The sequence below is a fragment of the Enterobacter cloacae complex sp. GYL001 genome, from assembly GCF_049237125.1.
Classification (GTDB): Bacteria; Pseudomonadota; Gammaproteobacteria; order Enterobacterales; family Enterobacteriaceae; genus Enterobacter; species Enterobacter hormaechei_C.
In genome coordinates, this window is sequence record NZ_JBMKGW010000019.1 from 61181 (window position 1) to 72029 (window position 10849).

Consider the following 10849-nt stretch of genomic DNA (forward strand, 5'->3'; position numbering starts at 1 on the left):
CACGACGCCTCAGGTTTGGCATATAAGAAACACAGCAAACAGGGAACGCATGGAAATTTTCTTCACAATACTCATCATGACCCTTGTGGTCTCATTATCCGGGGTGGTTACACGCGTACTGCCCTTCCAGGTCCCCCTGCCTTTAATGCAAATAGCTATCGGTGCGCTGCTGGCGTGGCCGACGTTCGGTCTGCACGTGGAGTTCGATCCGGAACTGTTCCTCGTGCTGTTTATCCCGCCGCTGCTGTTTGCCGATGGCTGGAAAACGCCGACGCGCGAATTTCTGGAGCACGGGCGAGAGATCTTCGGCCTGGCGCTGGCGCTGGTGGTGGTCACCGTGGTCGGGATTGGTTTTCTGATCTACTGGGCCGTACCGGGGATCCCGCTCATACCCGCCTTTGCGCTGGCCGCCGTGCTGTCGCCTACCGACGCCGTGGCGCTGTCCGGCATTGTGGGCGAAGGGCGCATTCCAAAGAAAATCATGGGCATTTTGCAGGGCGAGGCGCTGATGAACGACGCCTCTGGCCTGGTCGCCCTGAAGTTTGCCGTGGCGGTTGCCATGGGCACCATGGTCTTTACCGTCGGCGGCGCGACCCTGGAATTCTTCAAGGTGGCGATTGGCGGTATCCTCGCGGGCTTCGTAGTGAGCTGGCTGTACGGACGCTCGCTGCGCTTCCTTAGCCGCTGGGGTGGTGATGAACCGGCGACGCAGATCGTCCTGCTGTTCCTGCTGCCGTTTGCCTCTTACCTGATTGCCGAACACATTGGCGTGTCGGGCATTCTGGCGGCGGTAGCCGCGGGGATGACCATCACCCGCTCCGGCGTTATGCGGCGCGCGCCGCTGGCGATGCGCCTGCGCGCGAACAGTACCTGGGCTATGCTCGAGTTTGTGTTTAACGGCATGGTGTTCCTGCTGTTGGGCCTGCAACTGCCGGGCATTATGGAATCCTCGCTGATTGCGGCCGAAGCGGATCCAAACGTTGAAGTCTGGATGCTGTTTACCGATATCGTGCTCATCTACCTTGCACTGATGCTGGTGCGTTTCGGCTGGCTGTGGACGATGAAGAAATTCAGCGTTCGCTTCCTGACCAAAAAGCCGATGGAGTTTGGCTCGTGGACCACGCGCGAGCTGCTGATTGCCTCTTTCGCGGGCGTGCGCGGGGCGATCACCCTTGCTGGTGTCCTCTCCATTCCTCTGCTGCTGCCGACGGGTGACGTCTTCCCGGCGCGCTACGAGCTGGTGTTCCTGGCGGCGGGGGTGATCCTCTTCTCCCTGTTTGTCGGCGTGATTATGCTGCCGATTCTGCTGCAACATATTGACGCGGGGGACTCCTCGCAACAGCACAAAGAAGAGCGGATTGCCCGTGCGGCGACGGCGGAAGTGGCGATTGTCGCCATCGAGAAGATGGAGGAGCGTCTGGCCGCCGATGCCGAAGAGAACATTGATAACCAGCTGCTGAAGGAAGTCAGTTCACGCGTGATCGGTAATTTGCGTCGCCGTGCTGACGGACGTAACGACGTGGAAAGTTCGTTGCAGGAAGAGAACCTCGAACGCCGTTTCCGCCTGGCGGCGCTGCGCTCCGAGCGTGCCGAGCTGTATCACCTGCGCGCGACGCGGCAGATCAGCAACGAGACGCTGCAAAAGCTGCTGCACGATCTGGATCTGCTGGAAGCGTTGTTGATAGAGAATCAGTAGCGCTGTAATTGCCCGGTGGCGCTGCGCTTACCGGGCCTACGTGCTCGATCGGTACCCTCTCCCTGTGGGAGAGGGTACCCAAAACCCCTCACAGCATTGCAACCACGCCTGGGCGCTGTGCGACAGATAGACCCCTTCACGCCAGATCATCCCCAGCTGCCAGTGCAGGTCGCTCTCCAGCGGGATCCAGCGCAGCGTATTTTTATCCAGCCGCTCGCAGATCGGCTGCGGCAAAATGGCAATCCCCACGCCCGCCTGTACCATCGCCGCCAGAAAATCCCACTGGCCGCTGCGCACCGCAATGCGCGGCTTCACGTTATGCTGGTTAAACAGCGCCATCAGCTGGCGGCTTAAGGCAAAATCTTCGTTGTAAATCAGCAGCGGGTGTTCGCCGAGCAGCTCGGGTTTTACTGACTCAATCTTCAGCCAGTCGCCGGAGCGCGGCACCAGCACGCACAGCGGGTGGCTGAACAGAGGCAGCGTCGCCAGGCCGCTTTCCTCCTCCACGGGAAGGGCCGTCATGGCCACGTCCAGTTCACCGTTCATCACCGCCTGCTGCACGGTCAGGCCGCCAAATTCAGAAATTTTTAGCTCAACGCCGGGATAGCGCTGACGAAACAGGCTTATCGGACCGGCCATCATCATGCCGACCATCGGCGGAATACCGAGCCGCAGCAGCCCTTTTGTCAGATGGTTGATGTCCCCAAGCTCGGCCTCCAGCTGGCGGAACTCCGCCAGAATTGCCAGCCCGCGCTCGAACACCACGCGACCGGTATCGGTCAGCAGCAGCTTGCGCCCGTCGCGGATCAGCAGGGTACAGTTCAGCTCATCTTCGAGGTTTTTCAGCATCTTGCTGATGGTTGGCTGGGTTACGAATAACTTCTCCGCTGCGCGGGTAAAACTTTGCTGGCGAACCACCTCGACAAAATAGCGCAGCGTTCTTATGTCCATGATTATTCCTCGAAACTATACCTTCGATGATTTTAATTCATTTCAGTCGATACCGTACGCTCACTATACTGGCGCCTCGTCTCATTTCTGAGGAAAACCCCCATGGCCGTGGCGTTAAGCCGTGTTACGCCTGCCGTTGTTCAACGACTCCAGGTACCGGTTCAGGTACTGCTTTACGCGGGACTGTTTGTTTTCGCGGAATATCTTGTCGACTGGCTGCATCTGCCTTTACCCGCCAACCTGGTGGGGATGGTGCTGTTGCTGACGCTGATCCTCTGTCGCGCGTTGCCCCTTAGCTGGGTGCGGGCCGGCGCACGCTGGTTGCTGGCGGAGATGCTGCTGTTCTTTGTGCCGGCCGTGGTGGCGGTGGTGAACTATGCCCAGCTGCTGATGGTCGACGGCTGGCGCATCTTTGCGGTTATCGCCCTGAGCACGATGATGGTGCTGGGCGCCACCGCTTGGGTGGTGGATAAAGTGTATCGCTTTGAAATCAGCAGGCAGAAGCATGACTAACTTTCAGATAAGCGTGCTGTGCCTGATTGCGACAGTCGTCATCTACTTTGCCAACAAGCGCCTGTATCGCCGCTTTCGCGCGCTGCCGCTGATGCCGCTGGTCTTTACGCCGATCCTGCTGGTGCTGATGCTGGTCTTCGGCCATATCTCCTGGCAGAACTACATTGGCGAATCCCACTGGCTACTGTGGCTGCTCGGCCCGGCGACCATCGCCTTCGCCGTACCCGTTTATGACAACCTCGCTATTATCCGACGCCACTGGATGTCACTCAGCGCGGGCGTCGTCACCGCGACGGTGGTGGCGGTGTGCAGCTCGGTCTGGCTGGCGCGGCTGTTTACCCTGTCGGATGAAATCCAGCGCAGCCTGGCGGTGCGTTCGGTGACCACGCCGTTTGCGCTGGCAGCCGCCAAACCGCTCGGTGGCCAGCCGGATCTGGTGGCGCTGTTTGTGGTGGTGACGGGCGTGTTCGGCATGGCAGTGGGGGATGTGCTGTTTCTGCGGCTTTCCATTCGCGAAGGGATGGCGAAAGGCGCGGGGTTTGGTGCGGCGTCGCACGGGGCGGGGACGGCACGTTCGTATGAGCTGGGACAGCAGGAGGGCGTTGTCGCGAGCCTGGTGATGATGCTTTCGGGCGTCACGATGGTGCTGATTGCGCCGCTGGTGGCGTGGGTGATGTTTTAAGCTCCCCGGCCAGAGCGACCGGGGAGAAAAGGCTTAGTGCGCGCGGCCCTGCTCAACGCCCAGGCCGGTTTGCGAGCGGATAAACTGGGCGCGGAATTTTTCACGCTCCAGGTTACCCTCCGGTGAATTATCGGTGGCAGAGAAGATCCAGATCCCGATAAACGCCACGGCAATGGAGAACAGCGCCGGGTATTCATACGGGAAGATAGCGCTTTCGTGACCGAGGATCTGCACCCAGATGGTCGGGCCGAGGATCATCAGAATCACCGCCGTCAGCAGGCCCAGCCAGCCGCCGATCATCGCCCCACGGGTGGTCAGTTTTGACCAGTACATGGAGAGCAGAATGATCGGGAAGTTACAGCTTGCCGCAATCGAGAAGGCCAGCCCGACCATAAAGGCGATGTTCTGTTTCTCGAACAAAATCCCCAGCAGGATGGCGACAACGCCCAGCACCAGCACGGTGATTTTGGAGACTTTCAGCTCATCGCGCTCGCTCGCGCCTTTGCGGAAGACGTTGGCGTAGAGGTCATGCGATACCGCAGACGCACCGGCCAGCGTCAGCCCTGCAACCACCGCGAGGATGGTGGCAAAGGCCACGGCAGAGATAAAGCCGAGGAACAGGTTGCCGCCCACCGCGTCGGCCAGATGCACCGCCGCCATGTTGTTACCGCCGATCAGCGCGCCCGCCGCGTCTTTAAACGCCGGGTTTGCCCCCACCAGCATGATTGCGCCGAAGCCGATGATAAAGGTCAGAATGTAGAAGTAGCCCATAAACCCGGTGGCGTAGAACACGCTTTTACGCGCTTCACGTGCATCTGACACCGTGAAGAAACGCATCAGGATATGCGGCAGGCCAGCGGTACCGAACATCAGGCCGAGACCGAGCGAGAGCGCGGATATCGGATCTTTAACCAGCCCGCCCGGGCTCATGATCGCTTCCCCTTTCGGGTGCACTGACATCGCTTCGGTAAACAGATTATTGAAGCTGAACCCGACGTGCTTCATCACCATAAAGGCCATAAAGCTGGCGCCGAACAGCAGTAGTACCGCTTTGATGATCTGTACCCAGGTGGTGGCCAGCATGCCGCCGAACAGGACGTACATCACCATCAGCACGCCGACCAGCACCACCGCGACGTGGTAGTTCAGGCCGAACAGCAGCTCGATCAGTTTGCCCGCGCCGACCATCTGGGCGATCAGATAGAGTGCCACCACCACCAGCGAACCGCAGGCGGAGAGGGTACGAATCGGCCCCTGCTTCAGGCGATAGGAGGCGACGTCAGCAAAGGTATAGCGCCCCAGGTTACGCAGGCGCTCGGCAATCAGGAACAGAATGATTGGCCAGCCCACCAGGAACCCGAGGGAGTAGATCAGGCCGTCATACCCTGAGGTATACACCAGCGCGGAGATCCCAAGGAACGAGGCGGCGGACATAAAGTCCCCCGCGATCGCCAGCCCGTTCTGGAAGCCGGTAATATTGCCGCCCGCGGTGTAGTAATCGTTACGGGAGCGTACGCGTTTCGACGCCCAGTAGGTGATGTACAGCGTCAGCACCACGAAAATCAGGAACATGATAATCGCCTGCCAGTTGGTTGGCTGGCGCTGAACCTCGCCGGTAAGGGCATCTGCCGCATGGGCAGCAAAGGGAAGTGTGGCGGCTAGCGCCGTCAGGACTCGCTTCATGATGCTTTTACCTCGCGCAGAACTTCTCTGTTAAGACGATCGAATTCACCGTTCGCACGCCAGACGTACACACCCGTGAGCACAAACGAAATGATGATCACGCCAATCCCAATCGGAATACCGCGCGTGACGCTGGTACCCTCATGCAGCGGGGTGCCCAGCCAGTGCGGCGCAAAGGCGATCAGCAGAATAAAGCCGACGTAGATAATCAGCATGATGATGGAAAGGATGAAGGCAAACCGTTGCCGTTTTTCGACGAGCTCCCTGTAGTGCGCACTATTCTCTATCTGCTGACAAATATCTTTATTCATCACAGAGTCTCCAGAAGTAAGGTTGGTTTGTTTTTATCCCCTCTCCCCTGTGGGGAGAGGGTGAGGGGAGGAAGGTGCGGTCTGATGCCCTCACCCCGGCCCTCTCCCACGGGGAGAGGGAGAAAACACTAGGAAGGCATTGCGATGGCCTGCTTCTCTTCGAGCAGTTTGTCCACCACGCCAGGATCGGCCAGCGTTGAGGTATCACCGAGGTTACTGGTGTCGCCCGCCGCGATTTTGCGCAGGATACGGCGCATAATCTTGCCGGAACGGGTTTTCGGCAGCGAGTCGGTCCAGTGCAGCACGTCCGGCGTGGCAAGCGGGCCGATCTCTTTACGCACCCAGTTGCGCACCTCGGTATACAGCTCTGGCGACGGCTCTTCGCCGTGGTTCAGGGTGACGTAGGCGTAGATCGCCTGGCCTTTGATGTTGTGAGGAATGCCGACAACCGCCGCTTCGGCAATTTTCGGATGCGACACCAGCGCAGATTCAATTTCCGCCGTACCCAGACGGTGGCCGGAAACGTTCAACACGTCGTCCACGCGTCCGGTGATCCAGTAATAACCGTCTTCATCCCGGCGCGCGCCGTCGCCGCTGAAGTACATGTTTTTGAAGGTCGAGAAGTAGGTCTGCTCGAAGCGCTCATGGTCGCCGAACAGGGTACGCGCCTGGCCAGGCCAGGAATCGACGATCACCAGGTTGCCCTCGGTAGCGCCTTCCTGCGGATTGCCTTCGTTATCCACCAGCGCAGGCTGCACGCCGAAGAACGGACGGGTGGCCGAACCGGCTTTCAGCTGCGTGGCGCCCGGCATCGGGGTGATCATGAAGCCGCCGGTTTCGGTCTGCCACCAGGTATCCATCACCGGGCACTTCTCGTTGCCGATCTTCTTCCAGTACCACTCCCAGGCTTCGGGGTTGATCGGCTCGCCCACGGAGCCGAGGATACGCAGGGAAGAGCGGTCGGTCCCTTCGATGGCTTTATCGCCTTCCGCCATTAGCGCACGGATCGCCGTTGGCGCGGTATAGAGAATGTTGACCTGATGCTTATCAACCACCTGGCACATACGCGCCGGGGTCGGCCAGTTCGGTACGCCTTCAAACATCAGCGTCGTTGCGCCGCAGGCCAGCGGGCCGTACAGCAGGTAGCTGTGACCGGTGACCCAGCCCACGTCGGCGGTACACCAGTAGATGTCGCCCGGATGATAGTCGAAAACGTATTTAAAGGTGGTGGCCGCATAGACCAGATAACCGCCGGTGGTATGCAGCACGCCTTTCGGCTTACCGGTGGAGCCGGAGGTATACAGGATAAACAGCGGATCTTCCGCGTTCATCTCTTCCGGCTGATGCTGGTCGCTCGCGTTTTCAATCAGATCGCTCCACCACAGGTCGCGCCCCTCGTGCCAGTCGATTTTGCCGCCCGTGCGCTTGAGGACAATGACGTTGTTGATGGATTTTACGTTCGGGTTTTTCAGCGCTTCATCAACGTTTTTCTTCAGCGGAATACCGCGCCCGGCGCGCACGCCCTCGTCAGCGGTGATCACCAGCTTCGAATTTGAGTCGACAATACGCCCGGCAACCGCCTCCGGCGAGAAACCGCCGAAGATCACGGAGTGGATCGCGCCGATGCGCGCGCAGGCCAGCATAGCCACGGCGGCTTCCGGCACCATTGGCATATAGATCGCCACCACATCGCCTTTTTTAATGCCCTGGGCCAGCAGCACGTTGGCAAAGCGGCACACGTCGCGATGAAGTTCTTTATACGAGATGTGTTTACTCTGAGAGGCATCGTCGCCTTCCCAGATGATGGCCGTTTCGTTGCCGCGTTCAGCAAGATGGCGGTCCAGGCAGTTCGCCGCCAGGTTCAGCGTGCCGTCTTCATACCATTTAATGGAGACGTTGCCCGGCGCGAAAGAGGTGTTCTTTACCTTCTGATAAGGTTTGATCCAGTCGAGGATGTGGCCCTGCTCACCCCAGAACGCGTCAGGGCTGGAAACGGACTGCTGGTATTTCTCCTGGTATTGCTCCGGGCTTATCAGGCAACGGTCCGCAATGTTTGCGGGAATGTCGTGTTTGTGTATTTGGCTCATGGCTTTTTTTCTCCTTGTAAGATGTTAATAATATGTCGCAAAAACGTTAATAGTAGGGGCTTTACAAGCTTTGTTTAGTATTTGGGCGACAGATCACGCAATGTCTGAAGAGTATGAAAATTGAGCGAATGAAACTTTGAAGGGAAATAATTCACCTGAAGAATTATTCACTTTTTTGAAGTGAAAATATTTTGTATAACAAATGGTTATTTATGCGAATTGCTATAAATTGCCGTCAATGACACTTTTTGCAGTGAAATGCCTCGTTCTTTAAGGCTTGCGCAGCATGCCGTGCAAATGATACTCATACGGCGCGTTAAAAAATCCCATAAACCAACGCAACACAATTCATACCCTTTCAGTATGTCTCCATATTCATGCAGTTTTGATGGTACGGAGATTTCATTGAGGAAGTCAGTTTCTATGAAAAATTTGAAAGTCAGCCTGGCCTGGCAGATCCTGCTGGCCCTTGTGCTGGGCATCTTGCTGGGCAGTTACCTCCATTATCATAGCGACAGCCGCGAGTGGCTGATTGCGAACCTTCTCTCCCCTGCGGGCGATATCTTTATTCATCTGATCAAGATGATTGTTGTGCCGATTGTGATCTCGACGCTGGTGGTCGGTATCGCGGGTGTCGGTGATGCGAAACAGTTAGGCCGCATCGGCGTTAAAACTATTCTCTATTTCGAAGTGATCACCACGGTTGCCATCGTTCTTGGCATCACCCTGGCGAATGTGTTCCAGCCTGGTGCCGGGATCGATATGTCGCAGCTGGCGACGGTGGATATTTCGAAATACCAAAGCACAACCGCCGATGTGCAGAGCCATTCGCATGGACTGATGGGGACTATTCTCTCGCTGGTGCCGACCAACATTATCGCGTCCATGGCGAAGGGCGAGATGCTGCCGATCATCTTCTTCTCGGTACTCTTTGGTCTGGGGCTTTCTTCCCTGCCCGCGACGCACCGTGAACCGCTGGTCACCGTGTTCCGATCTGTCTCCGAAACCATGTTCAAAGTCACCCACATGGTGATGCGCTATGCGCCGGTCGGGGTATTCGCGCTGATTGCGGTGACCGTAGCGAACTTCGGCTTTGCCTCCCTGTGGCCGCTGGCGAAGCTGGTGATTCTGGTGCACTTCGCGATTCTGTTCTTCGCGCTGGTGGTGCTGGGCATTGTGGCGCGCCTGTGCGGGCTCAGCATCTGGATCCTGATCCGCATCCTGAAGGATGAGCTGATTCTGGCCTACTCCACGGCAAGCTCCGAGAGCGTACTGCCGCGTATCATTGAGAAGATGGAGGCCTACGGTGCGCCGGCGTCCATTACCAGCTTCGTGGTGCCAACGGGTTACTCCTTTAACCTGGATGGTTCGACGCTGTATCAGAGTATTGCGGCAATCTTTATCGCGCAGCTGTACGGCATTGACCTGTCGCTGTGGCAGGAGATCGTGCTGGTTCTGACGCTGATGGTGACTTCAAAAGGCATCGCAGGCGTGCCGGGCGTCTCCTTCGTGGTGCTGCTGGCGACGCTGGGCAGCGTCGGTATTCCGCTGGAAGGCCTGGCGTTTATTGCCGGTGTGGACCGTATCCTAGACATGGCGCGTACTGCGCTGAACGTGGTGGGTAATGCGCTGGCGGTGCTGGTAATCTCCAAGTGGGAACACAAGTTCGACCGTAAAAAAGCGCTGGCGTATGAACGCGAGGTGCTGGGTCGTTTTGATAAAACGGCTGACCAGTAACATTCTAAGCCCGGTGGCGCTGCGCTTACCGGGCCTACGGGTTTTGTAGGCCGGGTAAGGCGAAGCCGCCACCCGGCACGTTACTCCCCGCTCAACGCATCAAACTCTTCACACCCGGTATCAAACCCTTCGGTACAGCTCAGGTTTAACCAGTAAAGCGCTTTCTGTTTATTCGGTGTGATAAAGCCTTTCTCACCCTGCCTGAACAGCATTCCTGCCCAGTACTCCGCATAGCCCGTCCGGGACAGAGCCGAACTCCGCTTGAACCACGACGCGGCCTGCACGTCATCCTGAGGGACTTCAACGCCGTTGGCATAGATCAGCCCCAGCAGCTGTTGCGCGTCTACCGCCGAGTCGCTATCGATGTCTTCGGTCGCCGATTGCAGCAGTGCGATGGCCTGCGGGTAGTCGGTTTTGCCCGCCTGCGTGTTCACCAGCACCCGCGCCAGCATGATCGCGCCGCGTTTGCTGCCCGCAATGTTTGCCTGCTGGGCCAGGGCTTTAGCCTGCGCATAGTCACCCTGCGAAAAGTGGATTTGCGACAGCAGCGCCATGGCGTCGACATCACCGCCTTTTGCCGCTTTTTCCGCCCACAGCGCCGCCTGCGCGCTGTCGCCGGAACTGAACCAGGTATCGGCAAGATAATACTGCGCGCGCGCATCGCCCGCTTCAGCCTGCTTTTTATACTGGCTGCCTATCTCATCGGCATGGGCAAACGCGGTTAAAAATAACAACATCAGAAAAAGGGTTTTCATGGATTCTTATCATCTGGGTACACGCCGCGCAGTATAATCGCGGCGACAGAAGAAAAAAACGGGTGCGTTAAGACCTCAGCATCCCACAAGCCGGGCGGAACACGCGTTCCGCCCGAAGAGGTTAGCCTGCGTTACAGGCTAATTTCGCCGCCACCTCCTGATGTTCACTCTTTATTGAAAACTCGCAGAGCTTATCGCGAGTAATAAAGGTAAAGATCACTATCGTCAGGCAAATAATAAAGACGATGCCTAACGTAGTTTTTAATGGCGTCATGCCTTTTACTCCTTGTGAAAAAAAGAATAAGAGGCTACTCTCAACCTGTTGGTTGTTGAGGGGTAGCCTCGGGTTGTACTGACCCCAAAAAGTTGGACAGTTAAACACGAGGCACATAGGTCTGGGTTCGATATTCAATTGGACTCAGACCTTTTAATTT

The 10849-nt window shown here is 57.6% G+C and carries 10 protein-coding genes; 4 read left to right on the top strand and 6 right to left on the bottom strand.

Translation table 11 applies throughout. The features are described from left to right. Positions 1-49 precede the first annotated feature (49 nt). Positions 50-1696 (top strand): Na+/H+ antiporter, encoded by a 1647-nt coding sequence (locus tag ACOTWU_RS22160; RefSeq protein ID WP_003860270.1) that lies wholly within the window; start codon positions 50-52, stop codon positions 1694-1696. Positions 1697-1732: 36 nt separating this feature from the next. Here the strand turns inward: ACOTWU_RS22160 and ACOTWU_RS22165 are convergent, their stop codons facing one another. Further along, on the bottom strand, positions 1733-2647 hold the full coding sequence (locus ACOTWU_RS22165) for a LysR family transcriptional regulator (RefSeq protein WP_032103692.1): 915 nt from the start codon (positions 2645-2647) through the stop codon (positions 1733-1735). Between the two features lie 102 nt (positions 2648-2749). Here ACOTWU_RS22165 and ACOTWU_RS22170 point away from each other — a divergent pair, with 102 nt between their 5' ends. Both ACOTWU_RS22170 and ACOTWU_RS22175 read left to right on the top strand, forming a co-directional pair. Beyond that, complete coding sequence (locus ACOTWU_RS22170; RefSeq protein WP_017382632.1) at positions 2750-3160, top strand: CidA/LrgA family protein; 411 nt, start codon at positions 2750-2752, stop codon at positions 3158-3160. Then, the gene (locus ACOTWU_RS22175) at positions 3153-3842 is read left to right on the top strand and encodes an LrgB family protein (protein WP_015570195.1); all 690 of its coding nucleotides are present in this window, start codon (positions 3153-3155) and stop codon (positions 3840-3842) included. Before ACOTWU_RS22170 ends, ACOTWU_RS22175 begins: the two co-directional genes overlap by 8 nt. A gap of 33 nt (positions 3843-3875) precedes the next feature. Here the strand turns inward: ACOTWU_RS22175 and actP are convergent, their stop codons facing one another. The 3 genes from actP to acs all read right to left on the bottom strand — a co-directional run bounded on the left by actP (position 3876) and on the right by acs (position 7923). Next, entirely contained in the window at positions 3876-5525 is a 1650-nt protein-coding gene (actP, locus tag ACOTWU_RS22180; RefSeq protein WP_040117093.1) for a cation/acetate symporter ActP, read from the bottom strand. Next, positions 5522-5836, bottom strand: a complete 315-nt coding sequence (locus ACOTWU_RS22185; protein WP_220719771.1) for a DUF485 domain-containing protein — start codon at positions 5834-5836, stop codon at positions 5522-5524. The genes actP and ACOTWU_RS22185 overlap by 4 nt, the downstream gene beginning before the upstream one ends. Positions 5837-5964: 128 nt before the next feature. Beyond that, positions 5965-7923 (bottom strand): acetate--CoA ligase, encoded by a 1959-nt coding sequence (gene acs, locus ACOTWU_RS22190; protein ID WP_040117094.1) that lies wholly within the window; start codon positions 7921-7923, stop codon positions 5965-5967. 423 nt (positions 7924-8346) lie between these two features. Between acs and gltP the strand changes: the two genes are divergently transcribed. Beyond that, complete coding sequence (gene gltP, locus ACOTWU_RS22195; protein WP_015570199.1) at positions 8347-9660, top strand: glutamate/aspartate:proton symporter GltP; 1314 nt, start codon at positions 8347-8349, stop codon at positions 9658-9660. An 80-nt stretch (positions 9661-9740) separates the two neighbouring features. Here gltP and ACOTWU_RS22200 read toward each other — a convergent pair whose 3' ends face one another. Together ACOTWU_RS22200 and ACOTWU_RS22205 are read right to left on the bottom strand one after the other, a co-directional pair. Then, positions 9741-10415, bottom strand: a complete 675-nt coding sequence (locus ACOTWU_RS22200; RefSeq protein ID WP_015570200.1) for a tetratricopeptide repeat protein — start codon at positions 10413-10415, stop codon at positions 9741-9743. A 121-nt stretch (positions 10416-10536) separates the two neighbouring features. Continuing rightward, positions 10537-10689: a Hok/Gef family protein gene (locus ACOTWU_RS22205; RefSeq protein WP_023295770.1), complete on the bottom strand. Its 153-nt coding sequence runs from the start codon at positions 10687-10689 to the stop codon at positions 10537-10539. Positions 10690-10849 lie beyond the last annotated feature (160 nt).

Excerpts from the sequence above, each read along its gene's own strand:
- ACOTWU_RS22160 (WP_003860270.1), top strand. The coding sequence starts at position 50 with ATGGAAATTTTCTTCACAATACTCATCATGACCCTTGTGGTCTCATTA.
- ACOTWU_RS22165 (WP_032103692.1), bottom strand. The coding sequence starts at position 2,647 with ATGGACATAAGAACGCTGCGCTATTTTGTCGAGGTGGTTCGCCAGCAA.
- ACOTWU_RS22170 (WP_017382632.1), top strand. The coding sequence starts at position 2,750 with ATGGCCGTGGCGTTAAGCCGTGTTACGCCTGCCGTTGTTCAACGACTC.
- ACOTWU_RS22175 (WP_015570195.1), top strand. The coding sequence starts at position 3,153 with ATGACTAACTTTCAGATAAGCGTGCTGTGCCTGATTGCGACAGTCGTC.
- actP (WP_040117093.1), bottom strand. The coding sequence starts at position 5,525 with ATGAAGCGAGTCCTGACGGCGCTAGCCGCCACACTTCCCTTTGCTGCC.
- ACOTWU_RS22185 (WP_220719771.1), bottom strand. The coding sequence starts at position 5,836 with ATGAATAAAGATATTTGTCAGCAGATAGAGAATAGTGCGCACTACAGG.
- acs (WP_040117094.1), bottom strand. The coding sequence starts at position 7,923 with ATGAGCCAAATACACAAACACGACATTCCCGCAAACATTGCGGACCGT.
- gltP (WP_015570199.1), top strand. The coding sequence starts at position 8,347 with ATGAAAAATTTGAAAGTCAGCCTGGCCTGGCAGATCCTGCTGGCCCTT.
- ACOTWU_RS22200 (WP_015570200.1), bottom strand. The coding sequence starts at position 10,415 with ATGAAAACCCTTTTTCTGATGTTGTTATTTTTAACCGCGTTTGCCCAT.
- ACOTWU_RS22205 (WP_023295770.1), bottom strand. The coding sequence starts at position 10,689 with ATGACGCCATTAAAAACTACGTTAGGCATCGTCTTTATTATTTGCCTG.